Below are 23,253 nucleotides of genomic sequence, written 5' to 3'. Positions count from 1 at the left end.
CGCAGGCTCCGCTCAGCCGCGCGTGACGCCCGAGACGTCGTGCAGGTACCCGATACGACCGTCGTCGTGGCGGACGACGAAGGTCTCGCCGCGGTCCTCGATCACGAGCGCCCATGCCGTGGGACCGATGTGGAAGATCGGTGAGCCGTAGTCGTCGACGATCTCGCGCTGCTCCGGAGCGAGAGCCCAGAACGCTTGCGCGTGCGGGTGGTCGTCGTGAGCGGCGCGCTGCTCCGCCGTCGGCTCGTCACCGACCGGAGCGACCCACCGCGAGTGGTCGTCGCGATCGTCGTCGTCGGCACGAAGCGGAGCGAACACGTCAGTGTCGTTCTCATCGGCGTGGGCCGGGAGAACACTTGTCGCCGGTGCGGCGTCGTGCGCGAGATCGGTCGAGCCGGTGTAGCTCCCCGGGGCGGGGACCTCTGCCCCGACCTCAGCGCCCGACGGGGTGGCCGCCGTGGGGATCGACGCCTGCGCGGCCGTCGGGGCCTTGGGGGTGCGCGGCGTACGAGGCCGCACCACCACCGGACGGATCGGACGCGCGGTGCGGTGAGCGGGAATCTCTTCTCGACCGCGGAAGTCGGCGGAGAAGGGCGGGATGAACGGCGCGAACACCGTGAGAACGACGCCTGCGAGCAGCAGCACGGCCTCGACCCAGATGACCCAGGAGCGCGTCCAGACCCCGTTCGAGTCGAAGACCGCGACAGCATCCCATACCCACGCGACCCACACCAGGGCCGCAACCGTGAACGCGACGGAGGAGAACTGGTCGATGCCGAGCGAACCGACGCGGCGGATTCCCTGGGGAGAAAGGCGCCGGAGCACGATGAGGCCGACGGCGACGGTGGGAAGGGCGATGGCGGGGATCCACCACAGGCCCGAGAGCCAGACGTTGGCACCGCCGACGAGGACGCCGGACCCCGACTCGAGGATGTTGGTGCGGAAGAACGAGACGAAGAACGCCACCACCCAGATACCGAGAAGCGAGACCTCGCGAACGGAGAACGGGCCGACGCCGTAGTTCGGGCGGTCGGCGTCTGCGTCGATGTGCGGATGACCGCCGGCGTGAGCGTTCGCGTGGGCGGTGGCAGGAAGGAACGCCCCGCGGGATGCGGCGTCGAGAGCACCGGTGTCATGACCCGCGAGGTCGGTCGCGTCGGCGCCGTCGGAGCCCTTGCGGCGGGCGCCGGTCGGCTCATAGGGCGCGCGCGGGTCGGAAGGGGCGCCGTCGAGTCGGTCGGGGTCGCTGGGTGTGAAGCCGTCGTGGGGGGTCGGATCGGTCACGGTGGTCCTTTCGGAGGGCGGCAAGCGCCCGGTCATCCTAACCAGGGGGTCTCCAGCGTTCGCTGGGGTTGCACCTCGCTGCGGAGGTGCGTCGTTCAGCCGAGACAGTTCGGGCCGAGGAGGCCCTTGAGCTCGCCGAACAGGTCGGCGGTCACACGAACGGGCATCGGCACCTCGAATACCTTGGCGGTCCCGCCTTTGTGCAACTTGAGGACGACCTCGGTCGACCCGGAATGCCGACGCAGCATCTGCGCGAGCTCGCCGACGAGCGCCTCGTTGGCGCGCTGCTCGGGAACGACGAGGGTGAGTCCGCCCGCATCGTCGAGGCCCTCGAGGTCGGGAGCGAAAGCGCTCTGCGCATGCAGATTCAGCCCGTCGTCTCGACGCGACACGCGGCCGCGGACGACGAGGATCGAGTCGCCCTGCAGGATCGGCGCGAACTCCGCGTAGGTCTTGCCCATGAACATCACGGTCACCTCGCCGTTGAAGTCCTCGACGGTGACCATGCCGTAGGGGTTGCCGCTCTGCTTCGCAACGCGGTGCTGGACGCTCGTCAACAAGCCCGCGACGGTGACCTGGTCTCCGTCTTGAACGTCTTCCGAGGCCAGGAGATCGTGGATCGATGTCGAGGCGTGCTTCGCGAGCGGCACCTCGAGACCGGCCAGAGGGTGATCGGATACGTAGAGCCCGAGCATCTCGCGCTCGAACGCGAGTTTGTCCTTCTTTGTCCACTCGGGTCGCTCGGGGACCTTCTCGACCTGCTGCGGTTCGTCCCACAGCGAGTCGAAGTCGAAGCCCACCTCGCCGTTCGCCTCGCGTCGCTTGTCGAGCACGGCCCCTTCGCACGCGTCCTCGTGGATCTCGACGAGGGCGCGACGGGTCGAGCCGAGGGAGTCGAAGGCACCGGCCTTGATGAGGGATTCCACGGTGCGCTTGTTCGCCACGTGCATCGGGACCTTCGACAGGAAGTCGTGGAACGACGTGTACTTGGCATCCTGCCGGGCCGAGACGATGCCGTCGACGACATTCGTTCCGACGTTGCGGACCGCGCCCAGGCCGAAGCGGATGTCTTCGCCGACGGCCGCGAAGAAGCGGATCGACTCGTTCACGTCGGGCGGGAGCACCTTGATGCCCATGCGACGGCATTCGTTGAGATACACCGCCATCTTGTCTTTCGAGTCTCCGACGCTCGTGAGCAGCGCGGCCATGTACTCGGCGGGGTAATGCGCCTTGAGGTAGGCGGTCCAGTACGACACGAGACCGTAAGCCGCGGTGTGCGCCTTGTTGAAGGCGTAGTCGGCGAACGACTCGAGCACCTTCCACAGGGTCTGCTGAGCGACATCGCCGTAGCCGCGCTCGGTCATGCCGCCGAAGAAGATCTCTTTCTGCTTGTCGAGCTCGCTCTTCTTCTTCTTACCCATCGCGCGACGCAGCAGATCGGCCTGACCGAGCGTGTAGCCCGCGACGCGCTGTGCCACGGCCATCACCTGCTCCTGGTACACGATGAGGCCGTACGTCGTGTCGAGGATGTCGGCCAGCGGCTCTTCGAGCTCGGGGTGGATCGGCTCGATCTCCTGCTGCTTGTTCTTGCGCAACGCGTAGTTGATGTGCGAGTTCACGCCCATCGGGCCGGGACGGTACAGGGCGAGGACGGCCGAGATGTCCTCGAAATTGTCGGGGCGCATGAGACGCAGGAGCGAACGCATCGGCCCACCGTCGAGCTGGAACACGCCGAGCGTGTCTCCGCGCGCGAGAAGCTCGTACGAGGCGGCGTCGTCGAGCTCGAGATCTTCCAGCACGAGCGGGTGGCCGCGGTTCGCCTCGATGTTGTCGAGGGCATCGTTGATGATCGTGAGGTTGCGAAGCCCCAGGAAGTCCATCTTGATCAGGCCGAGCGACTCGCACGCCGGATAGTCGAACTGCGTGACGATCTGGCCGTCCTGTTCGCGGCGCATGATCGGGATGATGTCGATGAGGGGCTCGCTCGACATGATGACACCGGCCGCGTGCACGCCCCACTGACGCTTCAGGTTCTCGAGTCCCAGGGCGGTGTCGAAGACCGTCTTCGCCTCGGCGTCCGTCTCGATGAGGGTGCGGAATTCGCTCGCCTCTTTGTAGCGGGGGTGCTCGGGGTTGAACATGCCGTCGAGCGGCATGTCTTTGCCCATCACGGCCGGAGGCATGGCCTTCGTGAGGCGGTCTCCCATGCTGAAGGGGAAGCCGAGCACGCGTCCGGCGTCTTTCAGGGCCTGCTTGGCCTTGATCGTGCCGTAGGTCACGATCTGAGCGACGCGCTCGTCGCCGTACTTCTCGGTGACGTACTGAATGACCTCGCCGCGGCGACGGTCGTCGAAGTCGACGTCGAAGTCGGGCATCGAGACGCGGTCGGGGTTGAGGAAGCGCTCGAAGATGAGGCCGTGCTGCAGAGGGTCGAGATCGGTGATCTTCATCGCGTACGCGACCATGGAACCTGCCCCCGAACCGCGGCCGGGTCCGACCCGGATGCCGTTGTTCTTCGCCCAGTTGATGAAGTCGGCGACGACGAGGAAGTAGCCGGGGAACCCCATCTGAAGGATGACGTCGGTCTCGTACTCGGCCTGCTTGCGCACGGCATCCGGGATGCCGCCTGGGTAACGGTCGTTGAGACCGTTCTCGACCTCTTTGATCATCCAGCTGCCCTCGGTTTCGCCGTCGGGCACGGGGAAGCGCGGCATGTAGTTGGCCGAGGTATCGAACTCGACGTCGCAGCGCTCGGCGATCAGCAGTGTGTTGTCGCACGCCTCGGGGTGGTCGCGGAACACCGCACGCATCTCGGCGGGCGACTTGACGTAGTAGCCGTCGCCGTCGAACTTGAAGCGCTTCGGGTCATCGAGCGTGGAGCCCGACTGCACGCACAGCAGGGCGGCGTGGCTCGTCGCGTCGTGCTGGTGCGTGTAGTGGAGGTCGTTGGTTCCCAGCAGAGGGATGCCGAGATCTTTCGACAGCCTGAGCAGGTCGCCCATCACGCGGCGCTCGATCGAGAGACCGTGATCCATGATCTCGGCGAAGTAGTTGTCTTTGCCGAAGATGTCCTGGAATTCGGCGGCGGCCGCCCGAGCGGCTTCGTATTGGCCGAGGCGCAGGCGCGTCTGCACCTCGCCGGAGGGACAGCCGGTCGTGGCGATGAGACCCTTGCTGTAGGTCTGCAGCAGTTCGCGGTCCATACGGGGCTTGAAGTAGTAGCCCTCCATGCTCGCCTTGGACGAGAGACGGAAGAGGTTGTGCATGCCCTGCGTCGTCTCGGACAGCAGGGTCATGTGCGTGTACGCCCCCGAACCCGAGACGTCGTCGCTCTGCTGCTCGGGCGTCCCCCAGCGCACACGCGTCTTGTCGGAGCGGTGCGTCCCGGGGGTGACGTAGGCCTCGATCCCGATGATCGGCTTGATGCCCGCGTCTTTCGCGGTCTTGTAGAACTCGTACGCCGCGAACGTGTTGCCGTGGTCGGTCACCGCGATGGCCGGCATGCCCTGCCTGACGGCCTCTTGGACCATCGGGCCGATGCGGGCCGCGCCGTCGAGCATCGAATACTCGCTGTGCACGTGAAGGTGAACGAAGGAGTCTGCTGCCACGGGTCGAGTCTACGTTCGGCCCCCGACATCGACCACGGAAGTTCGCAGCCGGCGCTCAGTTCGACACGCTCCCCCGGGCGCGTCGCCGGGGTCCCGGCATCCGGCGCATTGGTCTGCGCCCGGACGCATGTCGATCGTTCTGTCAGACCCCGTCGCCGAGCAGCTCGAGGGCATGCGCGAGATCGGCGGGGTACGGGGACTCGAACTCCACCCACTCCCCCGAGCCGGGGTGCGTGAAAGCGAGCCGATGCGCGTGCAGCCACTGGCGCGTGAGTCCCAGGCGGGCCGACAGCGTGGGGTCGGCACCATACAGAGGATCGCCGGCGCACGGATGGCGGTGGGCCGCCATGTGCACGCGGATCTGGTGCGTGCGCCCGGTCTCGAGATGGATCTCGAGCAGCGAGGCGCGCGGGAACGCCTCGAGCGTCTCGTAGTGCGTCACCGAGTCCTTGCCGTCCGGCGTCACCGCGAACTTCCACGAGTGATGCGGATGCCGACCGATCGGCGCGTCGATCGTGCCGGAGAGCGGATCGGGGTGCCCCTGCACGACCGCATGGTAGATCTTGTCGACCTCGCGGTCTTTGAACGCACTCTTGAGCAGCGTGTAGGCGCGCTCGGTCTTGGCGACCACCATGAGGCCGCTCGTGCCCGCGTCGAGGCGATGCACGACACCACGCCGCTCGGCCGGGCCGCTGGTGGCGATCCGGAACCCCGCCGCGGCGAGGGCCCCGAGCACGGTCGGTCCGTCCCACCCGACGGACGGGTGAGCGGCGACGCCCGCGGGCTTGTCGACGACCACGATGTCGTCGTCGTCGTGCACGATCCCGAGGTCGGGGACCTCGACCGGCACGATCTCGGGATCGCGTTTGGGCTCCCACTCGACGCTCAGCCAGGTACCGGCGCGCAAGCGGTCGGAACGACCGGCCACCCGGCCGTCGACGTTGACCCCTCCGGCATCGGCCACTTCGGCCGCGAAGGTGCGCGAGAAGCCCAGCATCTTGGCCAGGCCCTGGTCGATGCGCGTCCCGTCGAGCCCGTCGGGGACGGGCAGGCTCCGCGACTCCATGTCAGCGAGCGCCCGGGTCGACGGGAGCCTCGACCTCGCCCTCGGCGGCATCCGCCGCGGCACGTGAGGCCTTGGTCTCGCGGGTGCCATCGAGTTTGAGCCCGAAGAGCACGAGGACCGCCACCGAGATCATCATCGTGACGATGAACATATCGGCGACGTTGTAGATCGCCGGCATCATCCAGGGCGTCGAGATGAAATCGACGACGTGTCCGACGGGGAAGCCGGGCTCTCGCACCAGGCGGTCGGTGAGGTTGCCGAGCACCCCGCCGAGGAGCAGACCCAGCGCGACCGCCCAGAGGCGGGACCGTACCCGGCGTGCACCGAGATAGACGATCACGCAGGCGACCACCGCGAGAGCGATGGTGAACACCCACGTGACGCCCTCGCCGAGAGAGAACGCCGCACCGGGGTTGCGGACGAGGTAGAACTGCAGGAAGTCACCGAGGATCGGGACCACGCGCTCCGAAGGGAGAGCGGCGATCGCGGCGTTCTTCGCAAACTGGTCGGCGGCCAGCACCAGCACCGCGAGAACCGCGATGGTGATGCCGGCCGCCGCCGAACGCAGAGGAGGTCGACTGCGCAAAGAGTCGGCCTACAGACCGATCGCCGACACCGGCGTCGAGCCCGAGGACGTCGCGGTGGTGTCGAGGTCGCGGAGCTGACCCTCGATGTACGAGCGCAGCTGCGAGCGGTAGTCGCGCTCGAAGTTGCGCAGCTCGGTGATGCGACCCTCGAGCGTCGTGCGCTCCTTCTCGAGACGGGCGCGCTCTTCGCGGCCCTTCTGCTCGGCCTCGGCGACGATGGACGCGGCCTGGGCCTGGGCCTCGCCGATCAGCTGGTCGCGCTGGGCCTTACCCTCGGCGACGTGCTCGTCGTGAAGACGCTGGGCCAACTCGATGATGCCGGCGCTCTGGGCGGCGGGCTCGACGTCGTTCGTCGGCGCGGAGGCGACGGGAGCGGCAGCAGGAGTCTCGGCGACGACCGGCTCTTCGACCTTGGGGGCTTCGACGGGGGCGCTGCCTGCGGACGGGGAGGCCTCGCCGGACTCGTAGGCCGCGAGCTTGGTCTTCAGCTCTTCGTTCTCGGCGATCGTCTTGCGCCACTCGACGACGATCTCGTCGAGGAAGTCGTCGACCTCGTCGGGGTCGAAGCCCTCCTTGAAGCGCACGTGCTGGAACTGCTTGGTGACGACGTCATCGGGGGTCAGTGCCATGGTGTTTCCTCTTTCGAGAGCTCTGATGTTGGAACTGCGGGGGGTGTCGCACCGGGGCGTACCGCTTCGGAACAGCATAGCCGCCGCCCTCCACCGGTGTCGAAGATCACCGGTGAGAAAGCGGCGGCGAAGAGATCACACGGCCGCGAGGGACCGTGTGACGCTCAGGAGCATGAAGCAGACGAACATGACGATCGCGAAACCGAAATCGATGGCGATCCCCCCGATGCGCAGGGGCGGGATGAAGCGACGGATCAGCTTGATAGGCGGGTCCGTCACGGTGTAAACGATCTCGGCCAACACGAGCGTGACGCCGCGCGGACGCCACTCCCGGTTGAACATCGGGATGTACTCGAGCACGAGGCGCGCGAGCAGCAGCACGATGAAGATGAACAGGATCGCACTGAGGATGGAGCCGACGAGGCTCAGAACGGCCACTGTTACTGGGACGCGAAGGGCGCAGCCTCAGGATCGGCCTGCGCGATCGCACCATCGCCGGAGACGGCGATGTTCTCGGGCGAGAGCAGGAAGACCTTGCTCGTGACCCGCTCGATGCGACCGTACAGCCCGAGCGAGAGTCCGCTCGCGAAGTCGATGAGACGGCGCGCGTCGGCGTCGCTCATCTGCGACAGGTTGATGATGACCGGGATTCCCTCGCGGAAGTTCTCGGCGATCGTCTGCGCGTCGCGGTACTGCTTCGGGTGCACCGTGAGGATCTCGCTCACGGGTCCGGCCGCGGGCTGACGCACCACGGCGGGACGGTGCAAGGGGGTCACCGGCGCGGCCTTCTCGAGGGGAGCGGCAGCTGTGGGCTGCTTGCGCGCGATGGGCTGCGGCGCGGTCTCCTCATAGGTCTCTTCCTCGTCGGCGAGGCCCAGGTACACCATCGTCTTCTTGAGGGGGTTCGACATCGCATCCTCCGTTCGCTCGTCTGGTTTGAGGCTAGTCGCGCGGGGGGCGCGGGCCCGTGATTGCGGAGCCGATCCGCAGGTGTGTCGCGCCCATTGCGATGGCTTCGGGGAAATCTCCGGTCATACCGGCCGAGATCCAGCGCGCGTCGGGGACGACGGAGCGCACCGCGTCGGCACAGCGGCGCAGTCGCTCGAAGGCTCGTGCGGGTTCCTCGTCGAGCGGGGCGACGGCCATGACCCCGCGCAGGCGCAGCGTCGAGAGCCCCGCGACGTGCGCCGCGAGCTCTTCCACGGCGCCGGGACCGACTCCCCCGCGACCGGGATCATCCGTGAGGTTCACCTGCACGAGCACGTCCAGCATCTCGCCCCCGGCGCCTGCGGCGTGCAGCGCGTCGGCGATCCGCGATCGGTCGACGGAGTGCACGGCATCCGCCCCCGCCCGCACCGCGCGCGCCTTGTTCGTCTGCGCCTGACCGATGAAATGCCAGACGAGATCCGGGATGCCGTCGAGCTCGGCGCGCTTGGCGGTGAGCTCCTGCTGACGATTCTCCCCCACGTGCCGCACGCCCAGGGCGTGCAGCTCGGCGACCAGAGAGGCGGGGTGAAACTTCGTCACCACGATACGGGTGATCTCGCCGGGGTCGCGGTTCGCGGCGACGGCGGCATCCCGAATGCGCTCGTCGACGGCGGCGAGGCGGTCGGCCAGGGCGGTGTCCATGGTGCTCCTTCGACGACGAGAGCGGGCCCGGTGGACACCGGACCCGCTCGTCGCAGCGTTCGCTCTTACTTCAGGAAGTCGGGCACGTCGAGGTCGTCGTCGGCGTAACCGCCGTCGTACGAGTTCTCGGGCACGCGCGCGGTCACCGGCGCGGGCTCGGGGCGACGCTCGGGTGCGCGCTCGGTCGCTGCCTTCTGCTCTTCGGCGGCGTCGAGGTCACGGGCGACGTCGTCGGCCGGGATGACGGGGACGACCGGCGCCGAGACGGGACGCTGGGCCCCGACCGCGTCGATACGCAGGGAGGGCTCTCCACCGTCGAAACCGGCGGCGATGACGGTGACGCGCACCTCGTCGCCGAGAGTGTCGTCGATGACCGTTCCGAAGATGATGTTCGCCTCGGGGTGAGCGGCTTCCTTGACCAACTGAGCGGCGTCGTTGATCTCGAAGATGCCGAGATTCGAGCCGCCCTGGATCGACAGCAGCACACCGTGCGCTCCCTCGATCGACGCCTCGAGCAGAGGCGATTCGACGGCGAGTTCAGCGGCCTTGATGGCGCGGTCGGCACCCCGCGAGGAGCCGATACCCATGAGGGCGGAACCGGCACCCTGCATGACCGACTTGACGTCGGCGAAGTCGAGGTTGATGAGACCAGGGGTCGTGATGAGGTCCGTGATGCCCTGCACACCGGCGAGCAGCACCTGATCGGCGGTCGCGAAGGCTTCGATCATCGAGATGCCGCGGTCGCTGATCTCGAGGAGACGGTCGTTGGGGACGACGATGAGGGTGTCGACCTCTTCCTTCAGGCGCTGCACACCGCCCTCGGCCTGGCTCTGCCGACGGCGCCCCTCGAACGAGAAGGGCTTGGTCACGACACCGATGGTCAGTGCACCGATGGACTTGGCGATCTTCGCGACGACGGGGGCGCCTCCGGTGCCCGTGCCGCCGCCCTCGCCCGCGGTCACGAAGACCATGTCGGCACCGCGCAGGGCCTCTTCGATCTCTTCGGCGTGATCCTCGGCGGCACGTCGGCCGACCTCGGGATCAGCGCCGGCACCGAGGCCGCGGGTCAGCTCACGACCGACGTCGAGCTTGACGTCGGCGTCGCTCATCAGCAGCGCCTGGGCGTCGGTGTTGATCGCGATGAACTCCACGCCGCGAAGGCCGAGCTCGATCATGCGGTTGACGGCGTTGACGCCGCCCCCGCCCACACCGACGACCTTGATCACGGCGAGGTAGTTCTGGTTGTGGCTCATGCCGGCCTCCGTTTGTCCCCGAACCCGAAACTTTAAACCTCATGTTGAGGGTTAAAGAATTGCCCGGTATGCAATTCCTTAGCTCGAAGGTATGCGGCGGACCCGACCCCGCCCGCCCGACACGCGGCGTGTTGGATTATCGCCTCGAAGATCAGCGGACGACGCCCGCCTCGGGCGAGGTCACGTCGTACTCCTTGGCCCGATCCGGCGGGCTCTTCTGCATGAGACGGTCGAGGACGACCGCCTTCTCGGCCGAGCGGTCGGCGCTTCCCCATACGACCTTCGATCCGGAGGCGCCGAGCGTCAGCGTCACGTCGTCCGGCGTCGAGGCCGACACCGCGGTGACCTGCGAGCGCACGGCCTCCGGAAGCGAGCGCACCACGCGGCCCGCCGCGCGGAAGGCGGCCGAATCGGTCCCCCCCGTGATGTCGAGCACGGGCTGACCCGCGGGCGCGTCGGGAGTCGTCGACAGCGCGACGCCGGCGGCATCCACCACCGTGAAACCTGCTGCGGACTGCATCGCTCCGATGGGGGTGCGCTCGACGATGCGCACGACGAGGTCGTGGGGCGGACGCGCCTCGAGCGTGTACGACTCGACGAGCGGGAAGCGCACCAGCGCCGCCTTGACCGCACTGTCGTCGACCATCGCGAGCGGAACACCCAGCTGATCGCTCAGGGCGGCGGAGACGGCCGCCGGGTCGAGCTGCGCCGTACCGACCACGTCGACCTTCTCGACCGCGAACAGCGGGCTGTAGGCCGCACCCGCCGTTCCCAGCGCCATGACCAGGAAGGCCGAGACGACCCCGATCCACACCCGTCTCCGTCGCCGCTGACGCACCGTGAACCGGCGGACCTCGGCCGAGAGCGCCCGACGCCGGGCCCGCGACGCGCGCCACACGTCACGCAGCCCCGCTCCCCCGGCATCCGGATCCTTCCCGTCCGGGCCGGTGTCGGACGACGCGAAGCGCCTGGCCGCCGCGGTGTCGTCGACGGAACCCGGGTGCCGCGAGGCTGCGGACCGGGAGGTCGCGGCGCGGCGCGCGGACTCCGGCGTCGACGGCAGAGGCGAGGGCCGCTTCATGCTCAGACCGCCGTGGCCTCGGTGCGGGACAGCGCCTCGAGCACCTGCGGGATGATCTGGTACACGTTGCCGCAGCCGAGGGTGATGACGTAGTCGCCGGGGCGGGCGATCTCGGCCGTGTAATCGGCCGCCGCCTGCCAATCGGGCACGTACTGCACGTGAGCGGGGTCGGCGAAGGCGCCGCTGACCAGCTCACCGGTCACCCCGGGCACTGGATCTTCGCGGGCGCCGTACACGTCGAGCATGACCGTGTGGTCGGCGTGGGTCTCGAGCACCTCGGCGAATTCGCGGTACATCTCCTGCGTGCGCGAGTAGGTGTGCGGCTGCTGGATCGCGATGATGCGTCCCTCGCCGACGACCGTGCGCGCGGCCGAGAGCGCGGCGGCGACCTCGGTGGGGTGATGCGCGTAGTCGTCGTAGACGCTCACTCCCTGCTGCACGCCGTGCAGCTCGAAACGGCGGACCGTGCCGCCGAAACCCTCGACGGCGCGCGCCGCTTCCCCGAGCGAGTGGCCGAGCACGCGGAGCACGGCGACCGCACCGGCGGCGTTGACGGCGTTGTGGGCCCCAGGAACGCGCAAGCGCACCTCGACGCTCTCGCCGTCGGCGGTGAGCGTGAAAGCGACGGGACCGTCGGTCCGGATGCCGCTGAGCCGCACGTCGGCGGCCGCGTCTTCGCCGAAGGTCACGACGTTCGCGTGCGTGATGCGCTCGCGCACCGAGCGGGCGCCAGCGTCATCGGACGAGATGACCACCGCTTCACTCGCGGCATCCGCGAATCGGGCGAACGCGGCGTCGAAGGCGTCACGCGAGCCGTAATGGTCGAGGTGGTCGGGGTCGACGTTGGTGATGAGAGCGACGGAGGTGTCGTACAGCTCGAACGTGCCGTCGGACTCGTCGGCCTCGATCACGACGAGGTCGTCGCTCCCCGTGCCGCTCGAGGCTCCGAGATCGGCGATGACGCCGCCGTTGACGAACGTGGGGTCGACGTCGAGAGCGCGGAGGGCCGTGACGATCATGCCCGTCGAGGTGGTCTTGCCGTGGGCACCGGCGACCGAGACGAGACGCCGACCGCCGATGAGCCAGTGCAGCGCCTGCGACCGGTGGATGACGTGCAGCCCGCGCTCCTTGGCCGTGACGAACTCGGGGTTCTCGGGCCAGATCGCGCCGGTGTGCACGACGGTGTCGGCATCTCCCAGATAGGCCGCGTCGTGACCGACGTGGACCGTCGCACCGCGCGCGGCGAGGTCGCGCAGCGCAGCGCTGTCGGCGCGGTCGGAGCCGGAGACGCGGATCCCGCGGTCGAGGAACATGCGCGCGAGTCCCGACATGCCCGAACCACCCACGCCGATGAAATGCGCGGAGGAGATGGTCTCGGGGATGGGGAGGCTCAGGTCGGGTCTGATCATGGCGCTTGCGAGTTTACGTCGCCGATCCTGCGCGTCGGCCCCGGCGCGCTGGGGAGGCGGGGCGGTCGGGCCGGTCGTCGGCGGCCGGCCGTCAGACAGACGAGCGCGGGCCAGCTGCCCGAGGCGGGCCATCGGGCGGAGTCATCGGACGACGCACCGAGCGCACACAGCTCGAACCGCCCGTGTCTCCGGCGAACTCCGCACGATGGCACGAGCGGAGGGTGCCGGCTACGGCGGGCCGGATACGTCAGCCGCCGAGGGCCTCGTCGACGAGGGCGATGACGTTCTCGGTCCCGGTCCGGATGCCGGTCTGCGCCGCAGCGTCCCGCATCGCGGTCCGGCGGTCTTCGTCGGCGAGCAGGGGCACGATGTCGGAGCGGACGCGCTCGGGCGTGAGATCGGCGTCGGCGATGAGCACAGCGGCCCCCGCACGCACAGCCGCGGCGGCGTTGAGACTCTGCTCGCCGTTGCCGACCGCGTAGGGCACGTAGACCGCGGGGATACCGAGGGCGTTGATCTCGCTGACGGTCGCCGCGCCCGAACGCGAGACGACGAGATCGGCGAGGGCGAAGGCCAGGTCCATGCGGTCGACGTAGCGGACGACGGCATACCCGTCGACGCCGGGGTCGGCCAGGTCGGAATTCTGGCCCGTGACGTGGAGCAACTGCCAGCCCGCGTCGAGGACGTCGCGCCACGCTCCACCGAAGGCCGTGTTCAGGCGCAGAGCGCCGAGCGATCCGCCGAAGACCAGGAGCGTGGGGCGATCGGCATCGAGCCCGAAGTGGGCGGCCGCTTCGGCGCGCAGGGCCGGGGCGTCGAGCTCGACGATCTCCCGCCGCAGTGGCATCCCGACCTCTCGGGCTCCGCGCAGCGGTGTGTCCGCGAAGGCCACGCCGACCGCCGCCGCGCCCCGGGCGCCCAGGACGTTGGCGAGGCCCGGCTTCGCGTTGGCCTCGTGCACGACGAACGGCACGCGTTCGCGGCGCGCCGCGACGTAGGCGGGAGCCGCGGCGTATCCGCCGAATCCGACGACGACGTCGACGCCGCGCGAGCGGATCAGGCGGCGCACGTGGGCGACCGCGCGCAGGAACCGCACCGGGAACGCTGCGGCCGCCCCGTTCGGTCGGCGCGGGAACGGAACCTTCGCGACGGTGAGCAGCTCGTAACCGCGCAGCGGAACGAGGCGCGCTTCGAGGCCCTCGCGGGTGCCCAGCACGAGGACGTCGGCCGAGGCGTCGCGGGCGCGGAGTCCGTCGGCGACCGCGAGCAGGGGGTTCACGTGCCCGGCGGTGCCGCCGCCGGCGAGAAGGTAAGTCGTCACCGTTCGACCCTAACCACCTCGCACGCGCACGCGCGGCGGTCGGGGGCGCTCAGCCGCGCGGACGACGGGGGGATGCCGCGGCCCGTCGCGCCGCGCGCGGGGGCGCCTCGCTCACCGCGCGGCGGTCGGGCAGCGTCCGCGCGCACGACAGCAGCACGCCGCACCCGATCAGCACCGACAGCAACGACGTACCTCCCTGCGACATGAACGGCAGCGGCACGCCCAGCACGGGGAAGACGCGGAGCACGACCGCGACGTTGATCATGGCCTGGCCGACGATCCAGATGGTGATGCCACCCGCGACGATGCGCACGAAGGGGTCGTCGGTGCGGCGGATGATGTGGAAGGCGCCGACGGCGAACAGGCCGAAGAGCAGGAGGACCACGATGCAGCCGATGAGCCCGAGCTCCTCACCCACGATGGCGAAGATGTAGTCGTTCGCCGCGGCGGGGAGCCAGTCGTACTTCTCGGCGGAGTTGCCCAGACCCACACCGAAGATGCCGCCCGCGGCGAGCCCCCAGATGCCGTGCAGCGGCTGATAGCAGTCGCCGAGGTAGTTGGCGATGCAGTCCTGGTCGAGGAAGCTCATGATGCGGCGCATGCGGTCTGCGCTCGTGATGGCGAAGAGGGCGATGGCGCCGACGGCCGCGAGGGCGGGGAGGACGAAGATGCGCAGCTTCACGCCCGAGAAGAACAGGGCGCCGAGCAGGACGAGCACGAGGATCATCGTCGTGCCCAGATCCTTACCGCCCATGACGGTGGCGACGACGAGGGCGAAGACCGGAACGATCGGGATGAACACGTGCCGCCAGTCGCCCAGCAGCGTTTGCTTGCGATACAGGACGTAACCGAGCCAGAGCGCCAGGGCGAGCTTGAGGAACTCCGCCGGTTGAGCTTGGATGCCCGCGAGGTTGATCCAGTTGCGGTTACCGTTCGCCGAGATGCCCAACGGCGTGAACACGAGGAGTTGGAACAGGGTCGCGAAGATCAGCGCCGGCCAGGCCATGCGCTTCCAGAAACGCAGGGGCGCCCGGCTCAGGACGAACATCAGCGGGATGCCGATGACGGCGAACACGCCCTGCTTGAGCACGTGATCGAAGGGGTTCTGCGCGCCATCGAGGGCCGAGGTCGCCGAGAGCACCATGACCAGACCGAAACCGGTCAGCAGGAGCGCCGCGGAGGTGATGAGCAGGAACTCGCTCGGCACGGGGCGGAACGCCCGACCGAGCGAGACGCGGGCCGCGAGGCCGGCGCGCTCGGGTTCGTCGGGTGTCTGCCGCGGAGGAGGCGCCGTCGTGGTCACGCGAGTCCCCTCAGTCGTGCGGTCGAGAATCTCCGTCGTGGCCCGCGATCCACTCCCGCACCGCCTCGGCGAAGCGGTCGCCGCGGTCGGAGTAGGACGCGAACTGATCGAACGAGGCCGCCGCGGGAGCCAGAAGAACGGTGTCTCCATCCCGGGCCACACCCGCCGCCAGCTCGACGACCTGGGCCATGACGTCTTCAGTCTCGGCGTGGTCGACCTCGAACAGCGGCACCGCCGGGGCGTGTCGCTGGAACGCGGTCACGATCTCGTCGCGCTCGGTGCCGATCACGATGACCGCGCGCACCGACGCGCCGCGGGCTCGGACGAGGTCGCCGAGGTCGACACCCTTGAGCAGTCCCCCGACCACCCACACGGCGCCGGGATAGGCCGCGAGCGACGAGGCGGCCGCGTGAGGGTTGGTCGCCTTGGAGTCGTCGACCCAGGTGACGCCGAGGTGGGCGCCGACGACCTGGATGCGGTGCGGGTCCAGACGGAAGCGCTCGAGCGTGTCATGGATGTGCGCGGGTGTCGCGCCGAGGGAACGGGCGAGGGCCGACGCGGCGAGGATGTTCGCGACCATGTGGGGAGCGGCGAGTCCCCGCTGGGCGAGGTCGGTCACCGTCGTCAGCTCGAGGGCCGAGGTGGCCCTCTCCTCGAGGAATGCGCGATCGACGAGGATGCCATCGACCACGCCGAGGTCGCTGGGACCCGGGACGCCGAGGTCGAAGCCGATGGCGCGGGCGCCCTCGATCACCTCGGCGTCTTCGACCATCTCGCGGGTCGCGATGTCGGCCTTGTTGTAGACGCAGGCCACCCGCGTGCGGGTGTACACGCCGGACTTCGCCGCGCGATACGCGTCGGCGCCGCCGTGCCACTCGAGATGGTCGTCCGCGAGGTTCAGGCACACCGCGGAATGCGGTGACAGGGCGTCGGGCCCGCTCTGGAGGTTCAGATACCAGAGCTGATGGCTGGACAGCTCGACGACGAAGACGTCGAAGCCCCCCGGATCGCGCACCGCGTCGAGCACCGGCGTTCCGATATTGCCGACGGGTACCGCCCGCTGACCCGCCGTCATGAGCATCTCTGCCGTGAGACGCGTGGTCGTGGTCTTGCCGTTCGTGCCGGTGATGAGCACCCAGTCGGCGGGGCGCCCATCGGGCCGCACGACCTTGTCGCGCACGCGCCACGCGAGTTCGACATCGCCCCACAGTGCGATGCCCCGCTCCCGCGTCCACGTGATCACGGGGTGGTGCGGAGGGAAGCCCGGGGATGCCACGACCACCTCGGGCGCGAAGTCGGTCATCTCGGCGGGCACGGTCTCGAGCGGACCCTCGTGCAGGCTCACGCCCAGCACGGGGAGGAGGCGGGAGTACTCGGCATCCGCCCGCTCCGTCACCACGAGCACCTCGGCGCCGAGCTCGGCGAGGGTGTCGGCGACGGAGAACCCGGTCACCGACAGGCCGAGGACGACGACGCGCAGCCCCTTCCAGTCGGCGTGCCAGCTGGTGAGGGTGGAGAGGTCGGTCATACGCGTGAGAGCCATTCGACGTAGAAGAATCCGATGCCCGAGACGGCGAGGAGGCCGGCGATGATCCACATGCGCACGACGATCGTGACTTCGGGCCATCCGCGCATCTCGAGATGATGGTGCAGGGGACTCATGAGGAAGAGGCGCTTGCCCCGGGTGATCTTGAAGTAGGCCCGCTGGAGGATGACCGAGCCCGAAGCGATGACGTAGACGCCCGCGATGAGGATGAGCAGGAGTTCGGTGCGGGTGAAGATCGCCATCGCCGCGATCACGCCGCCGATCGCCATCGAACCGCAGTCGCCCATGAAGACCTTCGCCTTGGGTGCGTTCCACCAGAGGAATCCGACGAGGGCTCCCACGAACGAGGCACCGACGATCGCGAGATCGAAGGGGTCGCGCACGGCGTAGCACCCGGCTTGCACGGTGGGGTCGAGCACGTCGGCGCAGACCTGCTTGTTCTGCCAGAACGCCATGAGGCTGTAGGCGCCGACCACGAAGATGCCCGAGCCCGCTGCGAGGCCGTCGAGGCCGTCGGCGACGTTGACCGAGTTGGACGTCGCGGTCCCGATCAGCGAGATCCACGCGAGGTAGAGCAGCCAGCCGAGGATCGGCCCGAGGGCGAAGAACGACAGCAGCTGGATGTCGCGGAACACCGAGACGTACCCCGAGGCGGCGGTCTGTCCGACGGTGTTCGGGAAGTTCAACGCGATGATCGCGAAGGGCACCGCGACGATGACCTGACCGGCGATCTTGCGCCAGCCCGAGAGCCCCAGACTGCGCTGCTGGCGGATCTTCATGTAGTCGTCGATGAAACCGACCACGCCGAAGCCGAGCATGAGCCACAGCACGAGCAGGCCCGAGACCGTGGGCGGGTTGTTGCCGGCGTACGAGCCGATGAAGTACCCGACCATCGTGCCGAGGATGAAGATCGTTCCGCCCATGGTGGGCGTGCCGCGCTTGGCCCCGTGCGAGGGGTTGTGCACGTTCTCGGGGGTGCGGATGACCTGACCCCAGCCCCACTTGCGGAACCACCGGAGGAAGACCGGGGTGAGGAAAAGGGTGAAGGCGAGCGAGATCGCAGCCGACGTCAGAAGTGATCTCACGCGAACAAGTCTCCCAGACGGTCGCCGAGGTGCCGGAGCCCCGCCGAGTTGGACGACTTCACCAGCACGCGATCACCGTCGCGCAGTTCGGTCGAAAGGTAGTCGTAGGCCGCGTCGGCATCGGCGAAGAAGACCGCCTCGCCGTCCCACGAGCCCTGGGCGATCGCCTCGAGGTACATGCGGCGCGCCTCGGGGCCGATCACGACGATGCGCTGGATGCGCAGGCGCACGGCCAACAGCCCGACGCGATCGTGCTCTTCGTCGGCGTACTCCCCCAGCTCGCTCATCGCACCCAGCACGGCGACGGTGCGCTCGTCGGGGCCGGTGATCTGCGCGAGGGTGCGCAGAGCGGCGGCCATCGAGTCGGGGCTGGCGTTGTACGCGTCGTTGATGATGCGCACGCGGTCGGAGCCGAGCGGCTGCATGCGCCAGCGCTCGGCGATCTCGACGGTCTCGAGACGCGCGATCGCATCGGCGGCGGCGACGCCGAGCGCCGTGGCGGCGGCGAGGGCCGCGAGGGCGTTCATCACGTGATGCTCGCCGAGCACCCGCAGGGTGAGGGTGAAGGGCTCTCCGTCGACCAGCAGATCGGCGCGGGTTCCGGATGCCGACACCTCGACGTCGAGGGCGCGCACCTCGGCCCGCTCGCCTCGGCCGAACCACCGCACCTCCTGCCCGCGTTCGCGTGCGATGGGCTCCATCGCGGCGACGCGGGGGTCGTCGGCGTTGAGCACGGCGAGGCCGCCTTCGCGGGTGGCCTTCACCAGTTCGCTCTTGGCGTGGAAGGTGGACTCGATTCCGCCGAAGCCGCCGGCGTGCGCCATGCCGACCATCAGCACGACGCCGACGTCGGGTGTGACCAGACCCGCGAGGTGCGCGATGGCGCCCGGGGCGCTGGCTCCGAACTCGCTCACGAGGTAGCGGGTGTTCTCGGTGACGCGCAGCATCGTCAGCGGAGCGCCGACCTCGTTGTTGAACGAGGCGCGCGGCGCCACCGTCTCGCCCTCGTCCTCGAGGATGCGGGCGAGGAGGTTCTTCGTGGTCGTCTTCCCGTTGGATCCCGTGATGCCGACGATCTGGAGGGGGCCCGCGTCGCGCACCCGGGCCACCACGTCGCGGGCCAGGTCGCTGAGGGCGGCCACGGCATCCGGGACGACGATCTGGCTCACCGCGTCGTCGAGCTCGCGTTCGACGATCGCGAGGGCCGCGCCGCGCTCGACGGCGGTGCCGACGAAAAGGTGGCCGTCGGTGGTCTCGCCGGGCTTGGCGACGAAGATCCCACCGGGTCCGATGAGGCGCGAGTCGGTATCGACGAGACCCGATACGAGCGTGTCGGGGGTGTCGTCACCTCGGACGACGAGGCGGCCGCCGAGCACGTCGGCGAGGTGGGAGAGGCTGAGGGAGATCATTGCTGTGGGACGCCCTTTCCGGTCGCATTCGTTACCGAGACGAGACCGATGCGGGCTCTTTCTCAGCCGAACTTGGGCAGTTCGGGGGTCGTGGTTCCGGACGGGATCACCCGGTAGGACTTGAGAACCTGGGTGAGGGCCTTCTGGAACGCGGGGGCGGTGGCCGCCGACGATTTTACCGTCCGCGGCTCGTCGAGGTTGACCGCGACCACGTACTGCGGGTCGTCGGCGGGGGCGAAACCGATCATCGTGGTGAAGTACGCGTCGGGCTTGTAGGCGCCCGTGTTCTCGTCGACCTTCTCGCCGGTACCGGTCTTGATCGCGATGCGGTAACCGGGGATCGCGATCTTCGACGCGAGCTCGCCCTGCGTGGCGACGTTCTCGAGCATGAGCGAGACCTCTTTCGCCGTGTCTGTCGAGATGACCTGCGTGCCCTCGGTCGAGGGGACGTCGGTGACGGTGCCGTCGGCCGCCGTGCAGCCCTCGACGATCGACAGCGGCTTCTTCACGCCGCCGTTGGCGATGGTCTGGTACGCCCCCACGAGCTGGGGCACGGTGACCGACAGACCCTGGCCGAACGCGGTATTGAAGAAGGTCTGCTTGTCCCAGTCCTGGACGGGGTGCAGGATGCCGCCCGACTCCCCCGGGAAGTCGATCGCGCTCGTCGTTCCCATGCCGAACTTCTGCAGGTAGTCGAAGCGCGTCTGGGCGGGGATCATCTGGGCGAACTTCGAGATACCCACGTTGGAGGAGTCGATCAGGACGCCCGTGGGGGTGTAGACGTTCGGGCCGTGCGAAAACGCGTCGGAAACGCGCGCGTCGCCGTCCAGCACCTCCCGACCCGAGGCCGTCACCGTGGTCTGCGGCGTGTACGAGCCGCTGTCCAGGCCGATCGCGGTCGTGAGCGCCTTGAAGGTCGAACCGGGCTCGAAAGGGCTCGAGAACGCGCGGCTGCCGCGATCTTCGGGCGCGGTGGCGGTGGGGTCGTTCGGGTCGACCGTCGGGTACTCCGCGAGTGCGCGGATCTTGCCCGTCTTCGCCTCGACCACGGTGATGGTGCCGCGCAGCGACCCGGTGTTCTGCACCTGTTCGGCGATGAGCTGCTGCAGGTACCACTGCAGGTCGCGGTCGATCGTGAGCTTGAGGGTGCCGCCGTCGACCGCGGGCTGCGTGACGACCTCGGTACCGGGGAGCACCACGCCGTCGCGGCTCTGCTGGAAGACGACCTTGCCGTTGGTCGAGGCCAGGCAGTCGTTGTCGGCCGCCTCGAGGCCGGCGAGGGCCTGACCGTCGCCGCCGACGAACCCGAGCAGGTTACCGGCGACCGCGCCGTCGGGGTACATGCGGCCCGCCTGAGGCGGGAAGCTGAGGAACGGCAGCCCCAGGGCCACGAGGGCTCGGTACTGCTCGGTCGAGACGTTCTTCGCGATCATCGCGTAGCGCGACTCGGGGTTGTCGGCCACGGCGTCCTGGACGATCTTCTGCACGTCCGCGGCGTTCTGACCGGTGACGCCGGCGATCTGAGCGGCCAGGTCGGGCCACGCCGTCGTGGTCTCGTCGCCGTCGTCGTCGCGGGTGGTCACGCCCTTCGCGGCGAGCATCGGGTCGATCTGCACGTCGTAGCGATTGAGGCTGGTGGCCAGCGGCACCCCGTTGTCGTCGACGATCGATCCGCGCGAGGCGTACTCGATGCGGGAGTTCTGCAGACCCATCGAGAGCGAGTCGTCCACGTGGTCGCGGGCGTTCACGACCTGGATGTCGACCAGGCGGACGACGAAGGCGATGATCACGATCAGCACGACCGCGAGGGCGACGACGGTGCGACGCCGCGGGGAACGGGAGGTTGTCGTCGTCATGGCTCTCATCGTGTCGCGGGAGTCGGCAAACCGTCGCTGATCGGCGGGGGTGTCGCGGATGGGGTGGCCGGGGCGGCCTCGGTGGGCGCGGGCTGTCCGGGCGCCGCGGGGGCAGGGGTCGACGTACCGTTCTCGGTGGTGGACGCTGCCGGGTCGGTGACGAGCGGAACGCCCGAGATCAGCGCGTTGCCGACCGAGCCGCGGCCCTTGGCGTCGACCGAGGAGGCGGTGTCGGCCGGCTTGTCGGAACCGATCACGGCCCCGTCGCTCAGACGCAGGTAGGTCGGCGACTCGTCGATGACCATGCCGAGCGCTGCGGCGTTGGCCGCAAGGTACTGGGGCGAGCTGAGCCCCGCGCTCTCGTCGGAGAGGATCTGCTTCTGGTAGGTCAGATCACGCTGCTGCTGGGTGAGCGAGGAGATCTCGAAGGAGCTCTGAGTCGTCAGGATGCCGAGGCCCATCTGCACCAGCACGATCGCCAGCGCGCCGAGCACGGCGATGACGCCGAACACGCGCCGCGGGGCACGACGACGCGCGGTGGCGGGGACGACGGTGAGCCGGCGCTCGCGAACGGGCGTCGGGAAGTCGGGCAGGAAAACTGCATCGACGGCCTGGGGTGCACTCATGCGTCCTCCCGGATTCTCTCGGCCGCGCGCAGACGCACGGGGGTGGCGCGGGGGTTGGCCGCGCGCTCTTCGTCGCTCGCGAGTTCGGCGCCGCGCACGAGGAGTCGGAACTTCGGGGCGTGCTCGGGAAGCTCCACGGGCAGTCCGCGCGGAGCGGTGGACGTGGACACGTCAGCGAAGACGCGCTTGACCAAGCGGTCTTCGAGCGACTGGTACGACAGCACGACGATGCGCCCACCGACGCCGAGCACGCTCAGCGCCGCCGGGATCGTGCGCTCGAGCGCCGACAGCTCGGCGTTGACCTCGATGCGCAGGGCCTGGAAGACGCGCTTGGCCGGGTGACGCTCGCGCAGCACGGCGGCGGGGGTTGCTGCCTGCAGAATGTCGACCAGCTGGCCGGAGCGTTCGAGGGGCGCTTCGGAACGAGCGGCGATGATCGCGCGGGCATAGCGGCCGGCGAGCTTCTCTTCGCCGTAGCGCTCGAAGATGCGACGCAGGTCGCCCTCGCCGTAGGTCGCGAGAACCTCCGCGGCCGTGACGCCGGCGGTCTGGTCCATGCGCATGTCGAGCGGCGCGTCCTGCGCGTAGGCGAAGCCGCGGTCGGCGACGTCGAGCTGCAGAGACGAGACACCGAGGTCGAAAAGGATCCCGTCGACCTTGTCGACTCCGGCTGACGCCACGGCCTCGACGATCCCGTCGTACACGGTGTGCACGAGGGTGACGCGGTCGCCGAAGCGCTGGAGGCGCTCGCCCGCGATACGCAGGGCCTCGGTGTCGCGATCGAGGCCGATGAGGCGGGCTTCGGGGAACCGCTGGAGAAACGCCTCCGAGTGGCCGCCCATGCCGAGCGTGCCATCGACGAACACGGAGCCGGGCTTCTGCAGGGCAGGACCCAACAGCTCGGCGCAGCGCTCGAGCAGGACGGGGGTGTGGATGTCGCGGATATCCATGATGTCTCGGGCCGAACCTTCGGACTCTGATCCCCATCCGCATCGACCTGGCGCCGGGGAAGTGCGTCAGGGCGAGCGGCTGGGCATCACAGCCGAAGGGTCAGAAAAGTCCCGGGATCACCTCCTGCTCCATCTCGGCGTACGTCTCTTCGTTGCTCTCCGCGTAGGAGTTCCATGCCTCGGCATCCCAGATCTCGGCGTGAGCTCCGACACCGGTGACGACGAGTTCACGCCCGAGCCCCGCGTAGGTACGCAACGCGGGCGGGACGGTGATGCGGTTCTGACTGTCGGGCTTCTCGGCACTGGCCCCCGAGAGGAACATGCGCAGGAAGTCGCGGGCCTGCTTGTTGCTGAGCGGGGCCTCGCGGATCCGCTCGTGAACGCGCTCGAACTCCTCGGTACTGAACACGTAGAGGCAGCGGTCCTGCCCGCGCGTGATCACCACTCCGGCGCCGAGATCGTCACGGAACTTCGCCGGCAGGATGACCCGACCCTTGTCGTCGAGCTTGGGTGTGTGCGTTCCGAGCAGCATTCGGGCGTCCACCCCCTTCGTCCGGCCTGCGAAGTTTCCCCCACTTTACTCCACAGCCCTCCACTTCGCTATCGAAATC

The 23,253-nt window shown here is 68.9% G+C and carries 20 protein-coding genes; all 20 read right to left on the bottom strand.

All coding sequences use genetic code 11. From position 1 onward, the window contains the following. Window positions 1–12: 12 nt before the first annotated feature. Window positions 13–1,284, bottom strand: coding sequence for a hypothetical protein (locus NE358_RS06250; RefSeq protein ID WP_289942393.1), 1,272 nt, complete (start codon window positions 1,282–1,284; stop codon window positions 13–15). Between the two features lie 95 nt (window positions 1,285–1,379). Then, a complete protein-coding gene (gene dnaE, locus NE358_RS06245) occupies window positions 1,380–4,892 on the bottom strand; it encodes a DNA polymerase III subunit alpha (protein ID WP_141375745.1) in 3,513 nt (1,170 codons plus the stop codon). Window positions 4,893–5,034: 142 nt separating this feature from the next. Further along, on the bottom strand, window positions 5,035–5,958 hold the full coding sequence (locus NE358_RS06240) for an RluA family pseudouridine synthase (protein WP_116238322.1): 924 nt from the start codon (window positions 5,956–5,958) through the stop codon (window positions 5,035–5,037). Between the two features lies 1 nt (window position 5,959). Then, a complete protein-coding gene (lspA, locus tag NE358_RS06235) occupies window positions 5,960–6,544 on the bottom strand; it encodes a signal peptidase II (protein ID WP_103210690.1) in 585 nt (194 codons plus the stop codon). Window positions 6,545–6,553: 9 nt separating this feature from the next. Beyond that, window positions 6,554–7,174 (bottom strand): DivIVA domain-containing protein, encoded by a 621-nt coding sequence (locus tag NE358_RS06230; RefSeq protein WP_116238323.1) that lies wholly within the window; start codon window positions 7,172–7,174, stop codon window positions 6,554–6,556. A 135-nt stretch (window positions 7,175–7,309) separates the two neighbouring features. Continuing rightward, window positions 7,310–7,612, bottom strand: a complete 303-nt coding sequence (locus NE358_RS06225; RefSeq protein WP_094733641.1) for a YggT family protein — start codon at window positions 7,610–7,612, stop codon at window positions 7,310–7,312. 2 nt (window positions 7,613–7,614) lie between these two features. After that, a complete protein-coding gene (locus tag NE358_RS06220) occupies window positions 7,615–8,085 on the bottom strand; it encodes a cell division protein SepF (RefSeq protein ID WP_103210686.1) in 471 nt (156 codons plus the stop codon). 31 nt (window positions 8,086–8,116) lie between these two features. Continuing rightward, window positions 8,117–8,803 carry a YggS family pyridoxal phosphate-dependent enzyme gene (locus NE358_RS06215; RefSeq protein WP_103210684.1) on the bottom strand — a complete coding sequence of 229 codons (687 nt, stop codon included), beginning with the start codon at window positions 8,801–8,803 and terminating at the stop codon, window positions 8,117–8,119. 65 nt (window positions 8,804–8,868) lie between these two features. Next, window positions 8,869–10,056, bottom strand: a complete 1,188-nt coding sequence (gene ftsZ, locus NE358_RS06210; protein ID WP_289942392.1) for a cell division protein FtsZ — start codon at window positions 10,054–10,056, stop codon at window positions 8,869–8,871. A 151-nt stretch (window positions 10,057–10,207) separates the two neighbouring features. After that, complete coding sequence (locus NE358_RS06205) at window positions 10,208–11,137, bottom strand: FtsQ-type POTRA domain-containing protein (RefSeq protein WP_289942391.1); 930 nt, start codon at window positions 11,135–11,137, stop codon at window positions 10,208–10,210. Between the two features lie 2 nt (window positions 11,138–11,139). After that, on the bottom strand, window positions 11,140–12,546 hold the full coding sequence (gene murC, locus NE358_RS06200) for a UDP-N-acetylmuramate--L-alanine ligase (protein WP_103210680.1): 1,407 nt from the start codon (window positions 12,544–12,546) through the stop codon (window positions 11,140–11,142). A gap of 247 nt (window positions 12,547–12,793) precedes the next feature. Beyond that, entirely contained in the window at window positions 12,794–13,867 is a 1,074-nt protein-coding gene (locus tag NE358_RS06195; RefSeq protein WP_103210678.1) for a UDP-N-acetylglucosamine--N-acetylmuramyl-(pentapeptide) pyrophosphoryl-undecaprenol N-acetylglucosamine transferase, read from the bottom strand. Between the two features lie 49 nt (window positions 13,868–13,916). Further along, entirely contained in the window at window positions 13,917–15,170 is a 1,254-nt protein-coding gene (gene ftsW / locus NE358_RS06190; RefSeq protein ID WP_246077956.1) for a putative lipid II flippase FtsW, read from the bottom strand. Between the two features lie 10 nt (window positions 15,171–15,180). Further along, window positions 15,181–16,698: a UDP-N-acetylmuramoyl-L-alanine--D-glutamate ligase gene (murD, locus tag NE358_RS06185; protein ID WP_289942390.1), complete on the bottom strand. Its 1,518-nt coding sequence runs from the start codon at window positions 16,696–16,698 to the stop codon at window positions 15,181–15,183. Further along, entirely contained in the window at window positions 16,695–17,801 is a 1,107-nt protein-coding gene (mraY, locus tag NE358_RS06180) for a phospho-N-acetylmuramoyl-pentapeptide-transferase (RefSeq protein ID WP_116238327.1), read from the bottom strand. Before mraY ends, murD begins: the two co-directional genes overlap by 4 nt. Further along, a complete protein-coding gene (locus NE358_RS06175; RefSeq protein ID WP_289942389.1) occupies window positions 17,798–19,210 on the bottom strand; it encodes a UDP-N-acetylmuramoyl-tripeptide--D-alanyl-D-alanine ligase in 1,413 nt (470 codons plus the stop codon). Before NE358_RS06175 ends, mraY begins: the two co-directional genes overlap by 4 nt. A gap of 62 nt (window positions 19,211–19,272) precedes the next feature. Further along, a complete protein-coding gene (locus NE358_RS06170; RefSeq protein WP_289942388.1) occupies window positions 19,273–21,066 on the bottom strand; it encodes a peptidoglycan D,D-transpeptidase FtsI family protein in 1,794 nt (597 codons plus the stop codon). Window positions 21,067–21,071: 5 nt separating this feature from the next. Beyond that, complete coding sequence (gene ftsL, locus NE358_RS06165) at window positions 21,072–21,692, bottom strand: cell division protein FtsL (protein ID WP_103210668.1); 621 nt, start codon at window positions 21,690–21,692, stop codon at window positions 21,072–21,074. Further along, window positions 21,689–22,642: a 16S rRNA (cytosine(1402)-N(4))-methyltransferase RsmH gene (gene rsmH / locus NE358_RS06160; RefSeq protein WP_289942387.1), complete on the bottom strand. Its 954-nt coding sequence runs from the start codon at window positions 22,640–22,642 to the stop codon at window positions 21,689–21,691. The genes ftsL and rsmH overlap by 4 nt, the downstream gene beginning before the upstream one ends. A 100-nt stretch (window positions 22,643–22,742) precedes the next feature. Continuing rightward, entirely contained in the window at window positions 22,743–23,186 is a 444-nt protein-coding gene (gene mraZ, locus NE358_RS06155) for a division/cell wall cluster transcriptional repressor MraZ (protein ID WP_499318400.1), read from the bottom strand. Window positions 23,187–23,253: the final 67 nt, after the last annotated feature.

Source organism: Sphingomonas sp. G5, from assembly GCF_052660795.1.
This window is presented reverse-complemented; position numbering and strand designations above follow the sequence as displayed.

Bases quoted from the DNA above. Each gene is read 5' to 3' on its own strand.
- NE358_RS06240 (WP_116238322.1), bottom strand. From the start codon at position 5,958: ATGGAGTCGCGGAGCCTGCCCGTCCCCGACGGGCTCGACGGGACGCGC.
- NE358_RS06230 (WP_116238323.1), bottom strand. From the start codon at position 7,174: ATGGCACTGACCCCCGATGACGTCGTCACCAAGCAGTTCCAGCACGTG.
- NE358_RS06220 (WP_103210686.1), bottom strand. From the start codon at position 8,085: ATGTCGAACCCCCTCAAGAAGACGATGGTGTACCTGGGCCTCGCCGAC.
- NE358_RS06215 (WP_103210684.1), bottom strand. From the start codon at position 8,803: ATGGACACCGCCCTGGCCGACCGCCTCGCCGCCGTCGACGAGCGCATT.
- ftsZ (WP_289942392.1), bottom strand. From the start codon at position 10,056: ATGAGCCACAACCAGAACTACCTCGCCGTGATCAAGGTCGTCGGTGTG.
- NE358_RS06205 (WP_289942391.1), bottom strand. From the start codon at position 11,137: ATGAAGCGGCCCTCGCCTCTGCCGTCGACGCCGGAGTCCGCGCGCCGC.
- murC (WP_103210680.1), bottom strand. From the start codon at position 12,546: ATGATCAGACCCGACCTGAGCCTCCCCATCCCCGAGACCATCTCCTCC.
- murD (WP_289942390.1), bottom strand. From the start codon at position 16,698: ATGACCGACCTCTCCACCCTCACCAGCTGGCACGCCGACTGGAAGGGG.
- NE358_RS06175 (WP_289942389.1), bottom strand. From the start codon at position 19,210: ATGATCTCCCTCAGCCTCTCCCACCTCGCCGACGTGCTCGGCGGCCGC.
- NE358_RS06170 (WP_289942388.1), bottom strand. From the start codon at position 21,066: ATGACGACGACAACCTCCCGTTCCCCGCGGCGTCGCACCGTCGTCGCC.
- ftsL (WP_103210668.1), bottom strand. From the start codon at position 21,692: ATGAGTGCACCCCAGGCCGTCGATGCAGTTTTCCTGCCCGACTTCCCG.
- rsmH (WP_289942387.1), bottom strand. From the start codon at position 22,642: ATGGATATCCGCGACATCCACACCCCCGTCCTGCTCGAGCGCTGCGCC.